At 64.3% G+C, this 19482-nt stretch carries 14 protein-coding genes; 8 read left to right on the forward strand and 6 right to left on the reverse strand.

From position 1 onward, the window contains the following. Nucleotides 1–115 precede the first annotated feature (115 nt). The 7 genes from ACDK93_RS15110 to ACDK93_RS15140 all read left to right on the forward strand — a co-directional run bounded on the left by ACDK93_RS15110 (nt 116) and on the right by ACDK93_RS15140 (nt 12298). Nucleotides 116–2605 (forward strand): circularly permuted type 2 ATP-grasp protein, encoded by a 2490-nt coding sequence (locus tag ACDK93_RS15110; protein ID WP_458069692.1) that lies wholly within the window; start codon nt 116–118, stop codon nt 2603–2605. Nucleotides 2606–2631: 26 nt separating this feature from the next. Beyond that, nucleotides 2632–3588, forward strand: a complete 957-nt coding sequence (locus tag ACDK93_RS15115; protein WP_458069693.1) for a transglutaminase family protein — start codon at nt 2632–2634, stop codon at nt 3586–3588. A 199-nt stretch (nt 3589–3787) separates the two neighbouring features. Beyond that, entirely contained in the window at nt 3788–4891 is a 1104-nt protein-coding gene (locus tag ACDK93_RS15120) for a zinc-binding metallopeptidase family protein (RefSeq protein ID WP_458069695.1), read from the forward strand. Between the two features lie 122 nt (nt 4892–5013). Then, on the forward strand, nt 5014–5766 hold the full coding sequence (locus tag ACDK93_RS15125) for an SDR family NAD(P)-dependent oxidoreductase (RefSeq protein WP_458069696.1): 753 nt from the start codon (nt 5014–5016) through the stop codon (nt 5764–5766). A 266-nt stretch (nt 5767–6032) separates the two neighbouring features. Next, nucleotides 6033–8327: a TIM-barrel domain-containing protein gene (locus ACDK93_RS15130; protein WP_458069698.1), complete on the forward strand. Its 2295-nt coding sequence runs from the start codon at nt 6033–6035 to the stop codon at nt 8325–8327. A gap of 288 nt (nt 8328–8615) precedes the next feature. Then, complete coding sequence (locus ACDK93_RS15135; protein ID WP_458069699.1) at nt 8616–10820, forward strand: MGH1-like glycoside hydrolase domain-containing protein; 2205 nt, start codon at nt 8616–8618, stop codon at nt 10818–10820. Next, nucleotides 10817–12298, forward strand: coding sequence for an MFS transporter (locus ACDK93_RS15140; protein ID WP_458069700.1), 1482 nt, complete (start codon nt 10817–10819; stop codon nt 12296–12298). Before ACDK93_RS15135 ends, ACDK93_RS15140 begins: the two co-directional genes overlap by 4 nt. A gap of 45 nt (nt 12299–12343) precedes the next feature. On the opposite strand, the gene ACDK93_RS15145 is transcribed toward ACDK93_RS15140, so the two are convergent. The 5 genes from ACDK93_RS15145 to ACDK93_RS15165 all read right to left on the reverse strand — a co-directional run bounded on the left by ACDK93_RS15145 (nt 12344) and on the right by ACDK93_RS15165 (nt 17792). After that, a complete protein-coding gene (locus tag ACDK93_RS15145) occupies nt 12344–13402 on the reverse strand; it encodes a LacI family DNA-binding transcriptional regulator (RefSeq protein WP_458069701.1) in 1059 nt (352 codons plus the stop codon). A 183-nt stretch (nt 13403–13585) separates the two neighbouring features. Beyond that, nucleotides 13586–15400 (reverse strand): DNA helicase RecQ, encoded by a 1815-nt coding sequence (recQ, locus tag ACDK93_RS15150; protein ID WP_458069703.1) that lies wholly within the window; start codon nt 15398–15400, stop codon nt 13586–13588. A 469-nt stretch (nt 15401–15869) separates the two neighbouring features. Then, entirely contained in the window at nt 15870–16382 is a 513-nt protein-coding gene (locus tag ACDK93_RS15155; RefSeq protein WP_458069705.1) for a hypothetical protein, read from the reverse strand. A gap of 61 nt (nt 16383–16443) precedes the next feature. Continuing rightward, nucleotides 16444–16884 (reverse strand): pentapeptide repeat-containing protein, encoded by a 441-nt coding sequence (locus ACDK93_RS15160; protein WP_458069706.1) that lies wholly within the window; start codon nt 16882–16884, stop codon nt 16444–16446. A 572-nt stretch (nt 16885–17456) separates the two neighbouring features. Beyond that, nucleotides 17457–17792, reverse strand: a complete 336-nt coding sequence (locus ACDK93_RS15165) for an MGMT family protein (protein WP_458072487.1) — start codon at nt 17790–17792, stop codon at nt 17457–17459. 138 nt (nt 17793–17930) lie between these two features. Here ACDK93_RS15165 and ACDK93_RS15170 point away from each other — a divergent pair, with 138 nt between their 5' ends. After that, nucleotides 17931–18335 carry a hypothetical protein gene (locus ACDK93_RS15170; protein ID WP_458069708.1) on the forward strand — a complete coding sequence of 135 codons (405 nt, stop codon included), beginning with the start codon at nt 17931–17933 and terminating at the stop codon, nt 18333–18335. A 6-nt stretch (nt 18336–18341) separates the two neighbouring features. On the opposite strand, the gene ACDK93_RS15175 is transcribed toward ACDK93_RS15170, so the two are convergent. Further along, a complete protein-coding gene (locus tag ACDK93_RS15175) occupies nt 18342–19460 on the reverse strand; it encodes an anion permease (protein WP_458069709.1) in 1119 nt (372 codons plus the stop codon). Nucleotides 19461–19482 lie beyond the last annotated feature (22 nt).

Consider the following 19482-nt stretch of genomic DNA (forward strand, 5'->3'; position numbering starts at 1 on the left):
CTGGCGCTCATCCCAACCTACGAGGAGTGGCGGCTGCTCGGCGTTCGTTGAATTTGGGGTGCCACAGTGGTTTGTGTTTCTTTAGACTGGAGCCTACGTTTCCTTCACGGCTCCGATGAATACCGACGCTTACCAGCCGCATCGCGATCGCTATGACGAGATGCTCGATGCCAACGGTGCATCGAGGCCGCACTGGCGGCCGCTGTTGACGCACTTGCGCGAGACGTCGCCGGCGCAGATGCGCCAGCGGCAGGAGTTTGTGCGCAGTCAGGTGCTGGAAAACGGCGTGACGTACAACATGTACGCGTCGACCCAGGGCGCGGCGCGACCGTGGGATCTGGATCCGCTGCCGCTGCTGCTGCCGGCCAGCGAATGGTCGGGGCTTGCCACCGCCGTGGCGCAGCGGGCACGCCTGCTCGATGCAGTGCTGGCCGATCTGTACGGCCCACAGGCGCTGCTGGCCGAGGGGCTGATTCCGCCGGCGACGGTATACGGCCATCCCGATTTTCTGTGGCCGTGCCGAGGACTGCAGCCGCCGGGCGGTCGCTTTCTGCATCTGTACGCGGTGGATCTGGCGCGTTCGGCCGATGGCCAGTGGTGGGTGATCGGCGATCGGGCGCAGGCGCCGTCGGGCGCGGGCTACGCGCTGGAAAACCGGCTGATCGTGTCGCGCGCGTTTCCTGAGCTGTTTCGCGATCTGAAGGTGCAGCACCTGGCCGAGTTTTTCCGCACGCTGCGCTATAACCTGACCCAGCACGCGCCGCACGACGCCGGCGAAACGCCGCTGACCGTGCTGCTAACGCCCGGCCCGTACAACGAAACGTATTTCGAACACGCCTACCTCGCGCGCTACCTCGGCTTTCCGCTGGTGGAAGGCCAGGATCTCACCGTGCGCGGCGAGACGGTGTATCTGAAGACCCTGACCGGCCTGCAGCGCGTGCACGCGATTCTGCGCCGGCTCGACGACGACTACTGCGACCCGCTGGAGCTGCGCGGCGACTCCGCCCTTGGAGTGCCCGGCCTGCTGCAGGTGGCGCGTGCGGGACGCGTGCTGATCGCCAATGGACTGGGCAGCGGCCTGGTGGAATCGGGTGCGATCGCCGCGTTTCTGCCGCGCGTGTGCGAACGCCTACTGGGCGAATCGCTGGCAATGCCGGCGGTGGCGAGCTGGTGGTGCGGCGAACCGGCCGCGCTGGAGTACGTGATCGCGCACCTGGACGAACTGGTGATCAAGCCGGCCTATCCGTCCACCACGCATCGACCGATGCTCGGCCGCGATATGCGCGGCAAGGCGCGCGCTGCGCTGATTCTGCGCCTGCGCAAACAGCCGCGTGCGTGGGTGGCGCAGGAGATGGTGCGGCTATCGCAGGTGCCGGTGATTTCGCACGAGCATCATCTGGCGGCGCGGCCGGTCGGCCTGCGCATGTACGCCACGGCGAATACCGAAGGCGGTTACACGGTGATGCCGGGCGGACTGGCTCGGGTAGCCGGCACGCCGGTGGCGCAGATGATCAGCATGCAGCGCGGCGGCGGCAGCAAGGACACCTGGGTACTTTCCGACGTGCCGGTAAGCCGCTTCAGCCTGCTGGCCAACACCATCACCGCAAAAGAGCTGGTACGCAGCCCGTCCAATCTTTCGTCGCGACTGGTGGAAAATCTTTTCTGGTTCGGCCGCTACACCAGCCGCTGCGACGACAGCGCGCGATTGCTGCGCATCACGCTCACGCGCTATGCCGACACCAGCGCCATGCCGGCGCGCGAATCGGCGCTGATGCTGTGCAAGGGACTAAACCTGTTTGCGCCGGTGGAGAAAGACGAGCCCGAGCCCACACCGGACGACGCGATATGGACGGCCATTTGCGACGCCAAGCGCGCGGAGAGCCTGACCGCCAACCTGCGTCACCTGGCCTGGACCGGCACCCAGATTCGCGAGCATCTGTCGCTGGACAACTGGCTGATGCTCAACCAGCTGCCGCTTCCGCCGACGGCAGAGGCGCGCAAGAAAGCGGGCCTCATCGCCGCGCTGGAGTATCTGGACAGCAGCCTGATTCTCGGCGTAGGCCTGTCGGGTTTCGCGATGGATGGCATGACGCGCGACAACGGCTGGCGTTTTCTGATGATCGGCCGTCACCTGGAGCGGCTGGCCTTTATGGCGTCGGCCAGCGCCTGCTTTCTGCATCACGGCGTCGATCAGGGCTGGCACAGCCTGGACTGGCTGCTCGAGGTGGCCGACAGCTCCATTACCTATCGCAGCCGCTATCGCGCGCAGCCCGAGCTGCTGCCGGTGCTCGACCTGGTGGTGTTCGACGATACCAACCCGCACGGCGTGGTATTCCAGCTGCGCCAGCTGCTGGTGCATCTGGGCGAGCTGTCGGCCGACCTTGGCGGCAATCATCACGCGCTGGCGGACGAGCTGCTGTCGGTGTTGAACGAATACACCGGCTTCGACTTGGCCACGCTGGAACAACCCGACGAGTCGGTTTTGCTGGCGCTGGCGACCCTGCTCGGCAACACCGCCCGCGCGGCGCGCGCGCTTTCCGATGTGCTGGCCGCCCGCCACTTCACCCATGTCGGCGAGCGCAGCCGGCAGACGCTGGCCGCCTGAGGGCGCAGCCCTGCTATCGTTCACGCATGGCACGTTACCGCGTTACCCACGACACGCATTACCAGTACGACGCGCCGGTGGCCTTGTCGCGTCAGCTGCTGCATCTGACGCCGCGCGAGCTGCCGCGCCAGCAGTGCCTGGATCATCGGCGCCAGATCATCCCCGAGCCGAGCTTTCAGCGCGAACACGACGACGCCTTCGGCAATGCCGCGGCGATGCTTGCGTTCGAGGCGCCGCACGATGAGCTGTGGGTGCGCACCGAAAGCGTGGTCGAGGTGTTTCCGCCGGACCCGGCCAGCTTCGCCGATACGCCGGCGTGGGAAACCGTGCGCAACCGCCTGCAGTATCACGCCGGCAAATCGCCCTCGCCGATCACGCTGGCCGCGCTGCAGTACCGCTTCGGCTCGCCGTACGGGCGGATCAAGCGCCGCTTCGCCAACTATGCGGCGGACTGTTTTCCGCCCGGTCGCTCGCTGCTGGACGGCGTGGTTGCGTTGAACGGGAAAATTCATCGCGACTTCGCCTTCGACCCGGAAGCCACTACAGTCGCCACGCCCGTAGCGGACGTGCTGACGCGCCGGCGCGGCGTGTGCCAGGACTTCGCCCACGTGATGGTGTCGTGCCTGCGCTCGATCGGCCTGGCCGCGCGCTACGTCAGCGGCTACATCCTCACCACGCCGCCGCCCGGCCAGGAGCGACTGGTCGGCGCCGACGCGTCGCACGCCTGGGTCTCGGTATGGTGCCCGGGCGAAGACGACGATCGCTGGATCGACGCCGACCCTACCAACAACCTGCTGCCCGGCAGCCAGCACGTGACGCTGGCCTGGGGCCGCGACTTCGGCGACGTGTCGCCGCTGCGCGGCGTGATTCTCGGCGGCGGAGAGCAGGAGCTGAAGGTGAGCGTCACCATGCTGCCGCTGGACGAGCTGCCGCTGGATAACGCCACCAGCAATGCGCTGACACAGTGGCAATCGCAGTCGTGACGGCAGGCGCTTCACGGGCTTTTCGCAGGCGTGCGCAGCCTCTCTCGCTCACCGACCGCGAGGCTATTGGCCGTACTTATCGATGTTGAACAAGTCCTGATGGAGCCCATGCTGCGATTCACTTCCAGCATGCGCGCGCATCGACACAATGGGGAATGAAAGGCTTGCGAAGGCGCGGCCAAAGGGGTTATCAAAGGTCATGAAAACGTTCCACTGCAATAGCTGCAATCAGCAGGTATTTTTCGAAAACGTGCTGTGCGAGCGCTGCGGCCACATGCTGGGCTACGTCTACGATCTGGACGACGTCACCGCCTTCGAGCCGGACAACAACGGCTTCTGGCGTAGCCTGGATGCACGCAGCAACGGCCGCAGCTACAAGCAGTGCCAGAACTACATCGCCGAGCACGTGTGCAACCGGATGATCCCCGTGGATGATCCCGAGTCGCTGTGCAAATCGTGCCGGCTCACGCTGACCATTCCCACGCTGTCGTCCGATGAAAATCGCGAGTACTGGTACAAGCTCGAGCGCGCCAAACGTCGCCTGCTGTACACGCTGACGCACCTCGATCTGCCGATCGAATCTCGCGAGGAAAATCCGGAAACCGGGCTCGGCTTTGAATTCCTGGAAAACCAGCAGGGCGAGCCACCGGTGCATACCGGCCATTCCGATGGGCTGATCACGCTCAATATCGCCGAAGCGGACGACGGCTACCGCGAAAAAGTCCGCACCCGCCTGCACGAACCGTATCGCACCCTGCTCGGCCATTTTCGCCACGAGATCGGCCACTACTACTTCATGCGCCTGATGCAGGAGGGCCCGCTGATGGACGAGTGCCGTGCGGTATTCGGCGACGAGCGCGTGGACTATGGCGAGGAGATCGAGCGTCACTACAAGGAGGGCCCGCCGGCGAACTGGGAGTCGTCCTACATCAGCGCCTACGCCACCATGCATCCGTTCGAAGACTGGGCGGAAACCTGGGCGCATTACATGCACATGATCGACACGCTGGAAACCGCCAGCGCCTGCGGCCTGATGCTGGCACCATCGAACCCCAGCGAACCGTCGCTGCAGGTTGAACCGGTCGACACTGTGACACGCTCCTTCAGCGAGATGATCGAACGCTGGTTCCCGCTGACCTACGTGCTCAACAGCCTCAACCGCAGCATGGGTACCCCGGACGGTTACCCGTTTGCGCTGGCGCCGCCGGTAATCGACAAGCTGCGCTTCATCCACAAGGTGATACGCACGCAGGGCAATGTGCCGGCGACGGTGCAGCCCAGCGTCGAAGCCAACGCGGCGTAATGCACCTTCCAACGTGCCGCGTCGATAAAGGCGCGGCACGCTGAGTCATAAGGCCGCATCGTTGCATCGGTGCATTGGCACTGCTGCATGCTTCGACGCCTGGACCACTCGGGGAGTCGCGCATGTCACACGTCATCTGGATCACCGGCGCCACGGGCGCCATCGGTAGCGCGCTGGCACGACGGCTGGATGCGCGCGGCTGCAAGCTGGTGCTGACAGCACGCGACGCCGACCGTCTCGCCGCGCTGGCGGAAACGTTGAGCGGCGAAGCGCTGTTGCTCCCCGGCGATCTGGTCGAACCGGGCACGGCAGCCGCCCTGCTGAAGCAGGCCGAGGAGACGTTGGGACCGGTGACCGGCTTCAGCCACTGCGTGGGATCGACCCTGATCCGCCCGCTGCACCTCACCTCGGAAACCGATCTGAACGCGATCTTCCAGCTCAACTACTTCAGCGCGTTTCATGCGCTGAAGGCCTTCGTGGCTGCGGCGCTGAAGCACAAGCAGGCGTCTAGCGCGGTGCTGGTCGGCACGCTGGTGGCGCAGGCCGGCTTTCCCAATCACGAGGCGATCGCCAGCGCCAAGGCGGCCGTGGCCGCGCTGGCCATGAGCGCCGCGTCGAGCTACGCCGAAAAAGGCATCCGGGTGAACTGCGTGCATCCCGGGCTCACGCGCTCGGCGCTGTCGGCCCGGCTCACCGGCACGCCGGAGGCGATCGAGCGCAACGCCAAGATGAATCCGATGAACATCATTGGCGAAGGCGAGGACAGCGCGGCGATGATCGACTTTCTGCTGAGCGACGACGCGCGCTGGATCACCGCGCAGCAGCTCAGCGTGGACGGCGGTCAGGCGGTAATCCATCCGCTGCCGAAGAGCTGACGAGAGCAGCGACCGACGTCAGTAACCGCGTATTTTTGCGGGGGTCCGTAGGCAGCAATACAAGCACGCGCATGGATAGGCGCGGCAAGATGTGCCGTGTCGTGTCGTCGAGCCTCCGTGTGCCTCACGTTTTGCGCATGAATACGTATGCATAGCGCTCTCCGGCCACGGCGGCGGCCCTACCATGGCCGCTTCGAGCACAGGGATAGACGATGGCGGTCGATCGGAAAAATAGCGGCACATTGGATCACTTCTGCAGGACGCCGATGCGCCGCCGCTCCGGCGCCTTGCTTACATCGCTGCTTGCCGCCGCGTTGATGGTCGGACCGCGTGCGCAGGCCGGCACCACCGCGGCGCCGTCAGCTTCGCCGTCGACAGCTTGCGGCAACTGCCTGCTTATCCCGCTCAATCAGGGTGAGTTGACGATCACGGTGGTGGAAGCCAACACCGTGCGTGTGCGGTTTCGCGCAAGCCGAACCATCGGGAACGTGAGGCCGACAGGCAGCACCGACGCACTGGTGCTGGATCCGGCCTGGCAACCCGCCAAGATTCCAAATGTGCAGCGGCTGGAGACGACCTCCACGCTGGAGCTCGACGCGCCCGACGTCCACGTGATCTGGGACAAGCCCCATCTCGAGCTGCGCATCGAGAATGCCGACCATCGCCTGCTGCTGCGCCAGCACGACCTCGCCTCGCTGGCTCAGGGCAAGCTGCAGCTCACTCACGATGCGGCCGATGCGATGTACGGCATCGGCAGCTATAACGCGACGGAAAGCGCATCGGCAGGGCTGCTGCGACAGGGCCATCAGCTCGCCACCGCCGGCGCGCAGGGGCATGCCGGCGCACCCTTCGTCTGGAGCACGGCCGGTTACGGACTGCTGGTGAATAGCCAGGGCGTCGGCTTCACGCTTGTCGATGGTCGTTTGGACGTCCAGACGCCCATCGGCAATATCGATTATTTCATCCTTCTGGGCCGGCCGGCCGAGCTCTTCGGGACGATCGCACAGCTCAGCGGCCACACGCCGCTGTTTCCGAAATGGGCGATGGGCTTTACCAACAGCCAATGGAACATCGACCAGAAGGAGCTGCTGTCGATCGTCGACACATATCGCGCCAAGCACATCCCGATCGACAACGTCACCCTCGACTTCGATTGGAAAGCCTGGGGCGACGACGGCTACGGCGAATTCCGCTGGAACCCGGTGAAATTTCCTGACGGACCCAACGGCCAGCTGAAGTCGCTGCTGGATCAGCGCGGCATGCATCTCACCGGCATCATGAAACCGCGCGTGCACGTCGATACGGTCGAGGGGCGTTACGCCACCGCGCACGACCTGTGGCTGGCCAGCACGCCGGTGAGCGACGACTATTTCTCGCACAAGCCGGTGCGCGTCATCGACTTCGACAAGCCCGCCGCGCGCGCCTGGTTTTTCAACGACGCGCTAAAGCACTCCTTCGATACCGGCATCGTCGGCTGGTGGAACGACGAGGCCGACGACAGCGGCAGCGACAGCCAGTTTCTCAACATGCAGCGTGCGCTCTACGACGGCCAGCGCGCGTATTCGCAGCAGCGCGTGTGGTCAGTTAACCGCAATTTCTGGCTGGGCTCGCAGCGCTACGCCTACGGCCTGTGGTCGGGCGATATCGCCACCGGCTTTGCCAGCATGGCCGGCCAGCGCGCGCGCATGCTCAGTGCGATCGACGTGGGCGCGATGCAGTGGGGCATGGACGGCGGCGGCTTCACCCACGGCCATCCGTCGAACGAGAACTATGCGCGCTGGGTCGAGTTCGGCGCATTCACGCCGATCTTTCGCGTGCACGGTGACTTCAACGAAAAGCGCCAGCCCTGGCTGTACGGCAGCGACGCCGAGGCGGCAGCCACCGACGCGATTCGCCTGCGCTACGCGCTGATCCCGTATATCTACAGCTACGAATACGCGCGCCACGTCGACGGCCTCGGCCTGGTGCGTCCGCTGGCCTTCGACTGGCCGCACGACCCGCAGGTGCGTAACGACGTCGACGCCTGGCTATTCGGCGACAGCCTGCTGGTATCGCCCGTGGTGGTCCAGGGCCAGACGTTCAAGGACATCTACTTGCCGGCCGGCACCTGGATCGACTGGTTCAGCGGCCAGGTCTACCGCGGCGGCCAGCGTGTGCGCCTGGCGATCGACAGCGCGCACTGGCACGACATCCCGCTGTTCATCCGCCAGGGCGCGATCATCCCGATGCAGCCGGTGATGGATTACGTCGGCCAGCATCCGGTCACCCAGCTCGACGTGGACATGTTTCCGGACGAGCGGCGCACCACGTTCGACTATTACGACGACGACGGCAGCACCTACGCCTACGAACACGGCGCGTCATTCCGCCAGTCGCTGGCCCTGCAGCGACAAGGCAGCAAGGTACACATCGAGATCGGCGCCGAGGTCGGCAGCTACACGCCGGCGCTGGCGTTCTATCTGCTGAAGATCCACGGCGGCTCGGCCAGCACCGTGAACCGCGGAAAGCGCCGCGCTGCCCTCGTTCGAGAGTCTTGGCGCGCTCGTCAAAGCAGGCGGTGAAGGTTGGTCGCGCGGCGAGGATCGCTACGGCGCGGTGACGTATGTGCGGGTGAAGGCGGCCGTGGCGCAGGACGTTGTGCTGTCGCTGGCGCGCTGAGGCGATGATCCTGAAGCTGCCGCCTCGACGCAGAAGTCGATGAATACGTATGCAGCCGCTGGTTGCTGCATTGCGACGCTGATTACCATGGCGCCCTGCGTCCCGCCATCACGGCGAGGCACGGCGACATCACGCGGCGGGGAGCCATCGATGACATCACGCACCAGCCACCGGCTGCACGCCTTGGCAGCATGCTGAGCCTGCTGCTCACGGCGGCGCTGGCAGCTGGCGCTGCCACCCCGACTCCGCAGTGGCAGGACGGCCTCGACTGGCACGGCGTGCATGTAGCGATGACGCGCGGCGCGCAGGGCAGTTACACGCTGGCGTGGCCATACGGCCAGCGCGCGATCGCCGCGCAGGCGATGCGGGTCGACACGGCAAGCACGCTGTTCGACGGCCTGTTCGCGATGGCGCAGAACGATCTCGCCCAGGATTCGGTCAGCGCGATCCGCGACGACGCCTTCGATCACGGCCAGCCGATTCCCTGCCAGTGTTTCGAGACCGGGCTGAAGTGGCCCTACGTGTGGACGCGCGACCTGTCGTACGCGGTCGATCTGGGCCTGTGGCGTTTCGATCCCGCTCGCTCGCGCAACGGCCTGCAGTTCAAGCTGTCCAAGGTGCGGTTGCCAGCAGGCGCGGCCGCCAGCCAAAGTATGGTGATGCAGGACACCGGCTCCGGCGGCAGCTGGCCGATCAGCACCGATCGCGTGGTGTGGTTTCTCGGCGCGCGCCACCTGCTGGATGACCCGGCGTTCGCGGCGCAGGTGTACCCGGCGCTGCGCCACACGCTGGCGCAGGATCGCACCTATGCATTCGATGCGCGCTTCGGGCTTTATCGCGGCGAGACTTCGTTCCTGGACTGGCGCGAACAGAGTTATCCGGCGTGGACGCAGAATAACGTGGTCGCCATTGCTCAGTCGTTCGCGCTGTCGACCAATGTGCTGCATTACGGCGCCTTGCAGATGGCGGCCGCGCTGGGTTCATCGCATGGTGATAGCGCCGCCGCCGCGGACTATCGCGCGCAGGCGGCGGCGCTGAAATCGGCGATCAATGCGCGCTTCTGGCGCGACGATCGCCATTTGTACATGAGCTATATCGGCGGCGACGGCACGCCCTACGACAGCTACGATCTGCTCGGCATCGCGCTGGCCATCACCAGCGGCGTGGCCGAGGGCGATCGCGCGCGGCAGGCGCTGGCCAACTACCCGACCTGGCCGGCCGGCAGTCCGGTGATCTGGCCCGAACGTGTCGATCAGCCGATCTATCACAATCGCGCGATCTGGCCCTTCGTCAGCGCCTACGCATTGCGCGCGGCGCGGCGCGTCGACGATGCCAAACGCATCGCGCACGAGCTGCAGTCGATCATGCGCGGCGCTGCGTTGTACGGCTCCAATATGGAAAACTACGAGCTGCTGACCCAGGGCCAGCACCTCGACGACGGCTCGCTCAGCGGGCCGGTGGTCAATTCGCCAAGGCAGCTGTGGTCAGTGGCGGCGTATCTGGCTGCCGTTACCGAAGGCGTGTTCGGACTCAATGACTATGGCCGCGTCGAACCGAAGCTGCCGACCTCGCTGGTGCCAATGCTGTTCGGCGCGCGACGCACCATCACGCTGACGCTGCCAAAGCAGAGCATCACGCTGCAGCTGCCTTCCACGCTGGGCGACGGCAATCTGCTGGTGGCCGATCACGCCAGCGCGTCGGGTGCTACGACGCTCGTCACGCTGAAAGCGATTCGCGTCGCCGACGACCCCTTGCGTACCGATGCGCCGCTGTACGCGCCGGTGGCGCCGGATGCGCCGATCGTAACTAGCGTGAACGATAGCTGGCACGTGCGGGTCGACGGCAAGGCGACAATTTATCTCAACGGCCAGCGGCTGCGCGCAATTGATAAAACGACGACTATTCCGAAACAGTCCGGCCTGCAGTGCATGAGCGCCACGCGCGTTGATGCGGATGGCCTCGAATCCCTGCAAAGCCCGGCGACATGCGTTGGCAATGTCGCAAAAATTGGCGGCGCGTGGCCGCGCCAATGGACGGCTGCGGCGAGCGGGCGCTATCGCGTGTGGCTGAGCTACGCCAACGATCACGGGCCGATAAATACAGGCATCACCGCGGCGGTAAAGATGCTGGTCGTGCAGTGCGGTGACGGCGAGGCACAGCGCGTGCCGCTGGTGATGCCGCACAGCCTCGGCGAGCAGGCCTCCACCTATGGCGAGTTCACCGTCAAAGCCGGCAATCATTGCAGCTTCAACCTCGACGACGGTTTCAACATGAGCTATCTCGCTCACTTCGCCCACTACACCGGCGGCGCCGGCGGTGACAGCGGGCCGTTGAACGACGCCAATATCCACGACCTGCAGATCGCCCTGCTCGCACCCGGAAACACTTCACCATGAATGCCAAACCCACGCTGTCGTTCTGGCAGATCTGGAACATGTGCTTCGGCTTTCTCGGCATCCAGTTCGGCTTTGCGCTGCAGAACGCCAACGTCAGCCGCATCTTTCAAACGCTCGGCGCGAACGTCGACGACATCCCGGTGCTGTGGATTGCCGCGCCGCTGACCGGCCTGATCGTGCAGCCGATCATCGGCTACTGCTCCGACCGCACCTGGAACCGCTTCGGTCGCCGCCGCCCGTATTTTTTCGCCGGCGCGGTGCTGGCCACGCTGGCCTTGCTGGCGATGCCGAACGCGCCCGTACTGTGGGTGGCTGCCGGCCTGCTGTGGATCATGGACGCCTCGTTCAATATTTCGATGGAGCCGTTCCGCGCCTTTGTCGGCGATCAGCTGCCGCCCTCGCAGCGCGCGCTGGGCTACTCGATGCAGAGCGTCTTTATCGGCGTGGGCGCGGTGGTGGCCTCGTTCCTGCCGTACCTGCTGACACGTTGGGGCGTGGCCAATACCGCCGCGCCGGGCGAGCTGCCGCATACGGTGAAGTTCGCTTTCTATATCGGCGGCGCCGTACTGCTGGGCGCCATGCTGTGGACGGTGCTGCGCACGCGCGAATACCCGCCCGAGCTGCTGCAGTCCTTCGACGAGCCGGCGCTGGTCGAGGAGCCGACGAATACCGCCGGCGCCTGGAAACCCGGCGCGCTGTTTCTAGCGCTGGGCGCGCTGATGCTGTTCTTGATCGGCCACTTCGCGCTGGCTAAGGAGCTCTACCTGTTGGCCGGCGGACTGATTCTGTTCGGCCTGCTGTTTGTCTGGCTCACGCTGACTCGCAGCGCGGGGCCGCTGCGTCAGATCATGGGCGATTTGCACGGTATGCCGCAGCCGATGCGCCGACTCAACTGGGTGCAGTTCTTCTCGTGGTTTGCGATGTTCGCGATGTGGATCAACACCACCTCGGCCGTATCGCAAACGTTCTACGGCAGCAGCGACACCACCTCCGTGGCCTACAACGAAGGCGCCAACTGGGCCGGCGTGCTGATGGGCACCTATAACGGCGTCGGCGTGCTGGCAGCCGTGCTCATTCCCCTGCTGGTGCGGATGCTCGGCATGCGCGTGAGCCATCTGATCAACCTGTGGCTGGGCGGCGCAGGGCTGATCTCGTTCGTATTCATTCGCGATCCGCACTGGCTGCTGGTCTCGATGGTCGGCGTCGGCTTTGCCTGGGCCTCGATTCTTTCGCTGCCTTACGCACTTTTATCGGACAACCTGCCCGCCGCGAAAATGGGCGTCTATATGGGCATCTTCAATTTCTTTATCGTCATTCCCCAACTGCTCGCGGCCAGCGTGCTGGGCGTGGTGCTGAAGCTGTTCTTTCACGGCCAGCCAATCTGGGCGCTGGCGCTGGGCGGCGCCAGCCTGATCGTCGCCGGCTTTTGTACGCTGCGCGTGCGCGAGCCTCTCGCGACGAAGCTCACAGCACGGTGAGTGACCGCGTAGCCGATGCGAGTAGTGCTATCGGGCGCCGCCGGTTTAGCGCGCCGCGCGCCCCGTTTTCGGAGGCGTAGCGCTTTTCTGGCTGGAACGCCGCACCATCAGCTTGGCCGGTAGCACGACGCTCTCGGCGGGCTGCCCACGGATCAGGCTGAGCAGCCTATCGACCAGCACCTCGCCGGCGTGGCGCGTGTCCTGCACCACGGTGGTCAGCGGTGGATTGACGTAGCTGGCCATGGCGATGTCGTCGAAGCCGACGATCGCGACATCCTGCGGCACGCGCAGGCCGTGATCGGACAGCGCGCGCATCGCACCGATGGCGATCAGATCGCTGGCGGCGAATATCGCGTCGAACCGCTGCTTGCGCGCGAGCAGCGTCTGCATCGCCGCATAGCCGGAGTGTTCGGTGCTTTCTGCATCCACCTGCAGCTCGGCCCGTGCGGCGAGGCATGCTTGCGCCAGCACCTCGGCGTAGCCGCGATAGCGTTCGAAAAATTCCGGGTAGTGGCTGGAGGCTTCGCCAAGAAACGCAATGCGCTGGCAGCCCTGGTCGAGCAGATGCTGCGTGGCCGCTGTGCCGCCTTCGAAATTGTCGCAGCCGATCGACAGCCCGGGCTGATCGGGCAGCACCGCACCCCAGCGCACGAAGCAGGTGCCGTGCGCCACCAGCTTGTCGAGCTTGTCGCGATAGGCAATGTAATCGCCGTAGCCCAGCAGGATGATGCCGTCGGCCTTTTTGCTCTCGGCGAAGTCGGCGTGCCAGTCGTGCGACAGCTGCTGAAACGAGATCAGCAGGTCGTAGCCCTGCTTGGCGCAGGCGCGCGTGATCGAGCCGAGCAGCGACAGGAAAAACGGATTGATGTGCGACTCGTCGGTGGTCGGGTCTTCGAACAGCAGCAGCGCCAGCGTGCCGGAGTGCATGCGGCGCAGGTTGGAGGCGTTCTTGTCGACCTTGTAGTTGAGCTGCTCCACCGCCGCCTGGATGCGCCGGCGCGTCTCCTCGTTCACCAACGGGCTGCCGCGCAGCGCGCGCGATACCGTGGACTGGGAAACCCCGGCCAGATGCGCAATATCGAATGAGGTGGACTTGCCCTTCATGCGTGCTGCCGGCTAAACCTCTGTGGTGCGGCACGGTCGTGCCGAGGCACGCCAAGTCCTTGCGGCCATGCCCGCCAATTGTTGCGTGTAGGTCATCGGATCGCCCGCCGCAACGCAGCACGAAACGGCAAAAGCGGGATATTCGGCGGAAGTACAAATTCGGCCACGCGATGATCGCGGCAGCTATTCCTGTGCGTTGATCACGGCAAGGAAATCCCGGCCGTAGCGCTTGAGCTTGGCTTCGCCGACGCCGCTGATCGTAGCCAGCTCCTCTTCGTTCGCCGGCAGCGCGCGCAGCATCGCCAGCAGCGTGGCGTCGTGGAATACGACGTACGGCGGCACGCCGTGCTGCTTGGCCAGCTGCGTACGCACGGCGCGCAGCGCGTCCCACATCGACTGCTCGTACGCCTCGATACCCAGGCTGCCGCCTGTGACCAGCTTGCTGTCGCGCCGACGGCTGCCGCCGCGCGCTGGCCGCACGTCCTCGCGCAATTTCACCGTCTGGCCGCCGCTGAGCACGGCGCGGCTGGCGGGCGTCAGACGCAACGTGCCGTAACCCTCGGCATCCGCCTCGAGCAGGCCGGCCGCCAGCAGCTGGCGAAACACCGAGCGCCACTGCTTCTCGTCCATCGATGCGCCGATGCCGAAGGTGCTGAGCTGATGATGATTGGAGCTGAGCACCTTCGGCGTTTCCTCACCGCGCAGAATGTCGATGACGTGGCCGGAGCCGAAACGCTGGCCACTGCGATACACCGCTGACAGCGCTTTCTGCGCCGGCACCGTGGCGTCCCAGGTTTTCGGCGGTTCGATGCAGTTGTCGCAGTGCCCGCATGGGCCCGGATACACCTCGCCGAACGCGCCCAGCAGCAGCTGCCGACGGCAGTCGGTGGCCTCGGCATACGCAAGCAGCGACTCCAGCTTCTGCCGCTCCACCCGCTTGCGGTCGTCCGCCGATTCGGACTGCGCAATCATCTGGCTCATCGTCACCACGTCGGACAGGCCATAGATCATCCACGCCTCCGCCGGCAGGCCGTCGCGACCCGCGCGGCCAGTTTCCTGGTAGTAGCCCTCCATGCTGCGCGGCAGATCCAGATGCGCCACAAAGCGCACGTCCGGCTTGTCGATGCCCATGCCGAACGCGACCGTGGCCACCATCACCACGCCGTCCTCGCGCAGAAAGCGTTTCTGGTTCGCGCTGCGTTTGGCCGCGTCCAGTCCCGCGTGATACGGCAGCGCCTCCACGCCCGACTCGGCCAGCCACTCGGCGGTTTCGTCCACCTTGCGGCGGCTGAGGCAGTACACGATGCCCGACTCACCGCGATGGCCTTCCAGAAACTCCGCCAGCTGCCGCTTCGCGTTGTGCCGCAGGCCGACCCGATAGCCGATATTCGGCCGGTCGAAACTCGCCACAAACTGCCGCGCCTGCTGCAGCGACAACCGCTCGACGATTTCCTCGCGCGTGCGCGGGTCGGCCGTGGCCGTCAGCGCGACGCGGGGAACGTCCGCAAAGCGCTCGTGCAGCACCGCGAGCTCGCGATACTCCGGCCGAAAATCATGCCCCCACTGCGACACGCAGTGCGCTTCGTCGATCGCGAACAGCGCCACCTCGGTGCGTTCCAGCAGGTTGAGAAAGCGCCCGGTGAGCAGCCGCTCCGGCGCCACGTAAAGCAGATTCAGCTCGCCCGCCAGCAGCTGCCGCTCCACCTCGCGCTGCTCATCGGCCGCAATGCTGGAATTGAGATACGCCGCCGCAACGCCCGCTTCGCGCAGCGCATCGACCTGATCCTGCATCAGCGCAATCAAAGGCGACACCACGATGCCCGTGCCCTGCCGCACCATTGCCGGGATCTGGTAGCACAGCGACTTGCCGCCACCGGTCGGCATCAGCACCAGCGCATCGCCACCCTCCACCACATGGTCGACGATGGCCTGCTGCTGGCCGCGGAAATTCGGGTAACCGAAAACAGTTTGAAGAATGTCGAGAGCGTTGCTTGGCATTCGCCCATGCTAACAAATGGGGGTCGGGGGCTGGGCTGATTGGGATGTGGGGTTGTATCGCGACGCGTTCATTCCGTTCGCCCTGAGCGTAACGAAGTGGAGTCGAAGGGGGCTTTGTGTAGCGATTTGTGAAAGCTCAAAAGCCAGAGCTTTCGTCCTCCTTCGGAGGGCGAGTAACTTTTCTCTGATTGGCCAGAGAAAAGTCACCAAAAGAGAGGCCACCCCACTTGGCGCTTGTCGGGCTACGCCCGCCAAGTCCGTGAGCCGCGGCCGGGCTTTTCGACAGGGCTCCTGCCCTGACGAAAAGGAATCGACATCCATGTCGATTCCCCTGCGGGCCTATCGACCACGCCTCACCGCCGCATAGGGGTTTGGAAAAGCAGAGCAGCTTTCCTGAAGATTCAAACAATAGGTTAACGAGCTAGTTGAATCGCATTGCAAGCGGCTGGCCCAGATGGGCGAACCAAATTTATCGCGATCGGAGCCAATTCAACACATCCTCAATATCGCTTTGCTCGGTTTCCATAAGCAACCGCGCGATCTTGTGGTTACCCGTGGCAACCGCCGTTGCCGCCAAAGCAGCAGTGCAAATCGACTCGTTCCAATCTGGCTGGGCTGCTGCGCCTGCCAGCAAAGGCAGTTGAGCGATGGCGTTGTGATATGCGCCAGATAGCGAGCTTGGAACAACAACATGAGCGGACTCGCGGGCGACTTCGATGCTTGCCGGCAGAAGAAAAAAGCTCATAGACGCGCGCAATGGATCGACAGTTAGCGCACTAACAATGTGAGGCACCGATGCAAAGGATGCCGAATAGACATCACCTTGGTGGCAGAGCGAACTCCACAACGTAAACCATGGTTCTTCTCGATATGAGGACTCGCCTGGAAAACTGGAAAGTTGCCGCAGCAACCCGGGAATATCAGTTGCAGCACCATAGGCATGGCGGAGTTCAGACCACAATGAACTTTCAAGCCCCAACATTCTCTATCCGACTCCGGATGCTTCGATTATCGGTCGCGTACTGCCGGCTTTAAATAAGTGCTCAGTCGACGCTGAGCATGCCAGTAGTCTCGGGGTTAAATCCTTTCGGAAATATGGTGTCACCATCGTATTCCGCGCCTAAAAAATTGCACTGATTGACAATGGCGCCGGTAAGGTCGGCTCCTTGCAGTGTCGCGGAGCCTCCAAGATTATCAATTCCCAGATTGGCACGTCGAAGATTCGCACCTACAAGGCGTGCGCCCATTAAATTGGCTCCACGGAGGTCGGCATCCTCGGAGTTGCAGCCTGCTAGATCGGAGTCCTGCAGCATTGCCCAATAGAGGCAAGACCTAGCAAAGCTGCGGCCGCGCAGCGTTGATATGCATGAAGCGCAAAGACTACTCAGGTCGCCCTCCTCCAGGTCGACTGTACCGGCCGGAAAGTAGATCGTAGCAATGTGATTGCCCTCATCATCTTGAATGGTCTTGCGACGCTTTGACATGGGCTCTACTGCTTGATTAGGCCGAGATTGAGGCTGGCCGCCAGATGTTCAGACGCACCGTGCCTTGCGTCAAGCAGGAAGAGATTCAACGAAAAATTTCCCGTAATGCGTTAGACGCATGCTCAGTAGGCAAAGGGCTGCATTCGAGCACAAGTGCGCAGGATGCGCGTTGCTTGTAGATCGGGGCCCCTGTGCGGCGGTGAGGTGGGTCGATAGGCCCGTGAGGGGGATCGGCATGGATGCCGATTCCTTTTCGTCAGGACAGGCGAGGGCATGGATGCCCGAGGTAGAGCAACGCAGGAGCAGTTGCCGAATGCCCGGCAAGCGCCAAGCGGGGTGTCGTTTTCTCTTGGGTACTTCTCTTTTGGACAAGCAAAAGAGAAGTGCCTCGGCCGTCGGTGGCGGACGAAAGCCTGCGGTCCCACAGGGACTCCCTGCGGTCGCAGCGAGAGAGCGTGGAATGACTTCGCAAGAGTTGCCGACAGAAACTCAGCGCCCCGCGAGCACCCAACCCCTCACCTCAATCCTCTCCCCCGACGGGGAGAGGAGGCATCCACGCGAGGAGGCAAAATCTAACCCATTCCCCACAACTCCCGATCCAAATCTCCATCCAACCCAAACACCGCCAGCGCCACGCGCCCGTTAACCACCTCAACTCCCTCCGATCGCAGCAATCGACTCTGCTCGCGAAAGCCGAGACTGCCCACCGGCATCGCAATATGCCCGCTGGATCGCAGCACCCGATACCAGGGCAACACCATACCGTCAGGGACTTCGCCAAGCAGCCGCCCGACCAGACGCGCCCTGCCCGGCAAGCCAGCGCGCGCCGCAATGGCGCCGTAGCTCGCCACGCGTCCGTAGGGGATTGCCACGATCGCCGCGAAGACGCGCGCGTGCTTTTCATCGATGGTCGAATTCACCAGCAACTACCTCACCAAAGAGACATCACGCGACACGTTACGCCGTGCGCGGGCCGCCGCCAACGCCGCGTTAACGCATGGGCGTGGCACAGTAGAGCGCCCAACGTAAGCGAAGGTAGCTGCACCATGCGCCACTTCGAAGCCGTGCGCTCACACATCGGCAGCCAGCACGCGCTGCGCCACAACGATCCGTACCTGATCAGCTTCGATCTGGAGCTGTCGAAGGATCGCCACCAGGGCATTTATCTCGCCGAACTGGAGGATGAAGCCGAGCGGCGTTACCTGCGCATCTCCACGCCGATCGGCCCGCTCGCCGGCACCGATCCCAGCCGCTGCCTGCGCTTCAACTGGCAGCAGCGCACGGGTTTTTTGGCGGTGGCCGATCTCGACGGCGCGCCGTATCTGCACCTGTGCGAAAACCGGCCGTACGAATTTCTCGACGGCGATGAGCTTCAACGATTGATTGCCGAACTCGGCACTCTGGGCGATCAGCTGGAGCAGATCATCAGCACGCCCGAGGACGCGCTGTAGTCGCGTCTACCGCAACATCATGACGGCTTTGACGAAGCCGTAGGCGAGCAATGCCGTGACCGGCAGGGTGAGTATCCACGCCCAGACCATGCGCTCGACCACCGACCAGCGGATGGCGCTGAAGCGCTTGGCCGCGCCCACGCCCATGATCGATGCCGACACGTTGTGCGTGGTCGATACCGGAATGCCGAACATCGAGGCGGTGAGGATCACCGCCGCCGAGCTAGTTTCCGCAGCAAATCCGTTGATCGGATGCAGCTTCACCATCTTGTGGCCCAGCGTCTTGATGATGCGCCAGCCGCCGCCGGCGGTGCCCGCAGCCATGGTCAGCGCGCAGACCACCTTCACCCAGATCGGAATGGCGAAACCGCCGGCGGTGTTTTCGGCAATACGCAAAAAGCCCAGCCACTGCGGCAGCTGATCGAACTGATGCGCGGCGGTGCCGCCGGCCAGCGCCAGCGCGATGATGCCCATGCTTTTCTGCGCGTCGTTCATGCCGTGCGCCACGCCCATCGCGGTGGCCGACACGATTTGCGCCTTGCCGAAAAAGCTGTTGACGAAGGGCGTGCGGCCGAACCGCTGTAGCCAGTTATGCCGGTTCGCGAACCAGGCCAGCAGCGCGTACAGCGCACCCATCAGGGCGAACGCCACGATAAAGCCGGCCAGCGGCGACAGCACCATCGGAATGATCACCTTGGGGATCACGCCATGGCCGGTAATCAGGTTGCCCTGCGCCCAGATCACCGAGCCGATGTCGTTGTCCGACGCGGCCAAAGCCGCACCGACCAGGGCGCCGACCAGCGCATGGCTGGAGCTGGACGGCAGACCGAGCCACCAGGTGATCAGATTCCAAACGATGGCCGACAGCAGCGCGCAGATCACCAGCTGCGGACCGACGTCGACCACGCCGGCATTGATCAGGCCCGAAGCGATGGTGGCCGCCACCGCCGTGCCGAGCATCGCGCCGAGCAGATTGGTCACCGCCGCCAGCAATACCGCCTGACCCGGCGACAGCACCTTGGTGGCGACGACGGTGGCGATGGAGTTGGCGGTGTCGTGAAAGCCGTTGATGTACGTAAAGCCCAGTGCGATCAGCACCTCGGCCACGACCAGGCCGAGACTCATGCCCTATCTCCGACGGTCGCGC

Source organism: Rhodanobacter sp. BL-MT-08 (assembly GCF_054161255.1).

Excerpts from the sequence above, each read along its gene's own strand:
- ACDK93_RS15175 (WP_458069709.1), bottom strand. The coding sequence starts at position 19,460 with ATGAGTCTCGGCCTGGTCGTGGCCGAGGTGCTGATCGCACTGGGCTTT.
- ACDK93_RS15170 (WP_458069708.1), top strand. The coding sequence starts at position 17,931 with ATGCGCCACTTCGAAGCCGTGCGCTCACACATCGGCAGCCAGCACGCG.
- ACDK93_RS15125 (WP_458069696.1), top strand. The coding sequence starts at position 5,014 with ATGTCACACGTCATCTGGATCACCGGCGCCACGGGCGCCATCGGTAGC.
- ACDK93_RS15135 (WP_458069699.1), top strand. The coding sequence starts at position 8,616 with ATGCTGAGCCTGCTGCTCACGGCGGCGCTGGCAGCTGGCGCTGCCACC.
- recQ (WP_458069703.1), bottom strand. The coding sequence starts at position 15,400 with ATGCCAAGCAACGCTCTCGACATTCTTCAAACTGTTTTCGGTTACCCG.
- ACDK93_RS15115 (WP_458069693.1), top strand. The coding sequence starts at position 2,632 with ATGGCACGTTACCGCGTTACCCACGACACGCATTACCAGTACGACGCG.
- ACDK93_RS15140 (WP_458069700.1), top strand. The coding sequence starts at position 10,817 with ATGAATGCCAAACCCACGCTGTCGTTCTGGCAGATCTGGAACATGTGC.
- ACDK93_RS15120 (WP_458069695.1), top strand. The coding sequence starts at position 3,788 with ATGAAAACGTTCCACTGCAATAGCTGCAATCAGCAGGTATTTTTCGAA.
- ACDK93_RS15160 (WP_458069706.1), bottom strand. The coding sequence starts at position 16,884 with ATGTCAAAGCGTCGCAAGACCATTCAAGATGATGAGGGCAATCACATT.
- ACDK93_RS15155 (WP_458069705.1), bottom strand. The coding sequence starts at position 16,382 with ATGTTGGGGCTTGAAAGTTCATTGTGGTCTGAACTCCGCCATGCCTAT.
- ACDK93_RS15110 (WP_458069692.1), top strand. The coding sequence starts at position 116 with ATGAATACCGACGCTTACCAGCCGCATCGCGATCGCTATGACGAGATG.
- ACDK93_RS15145 (WP_458069701.1), bottom strand. The coding sequence starts at position 13,402 with ATGAAGGGCAAGTCCACCTCATTCGATATTGCGCATCTGGCCGGGGTT.
- ACDK93_RS15130 (WP_458069698.1), top strand. The coding sequence starts at position 6,033 with ATGCGCCGCCGCTCCGGCGCCTTGCTTACATCGCTGCTTGCCGCCGCG.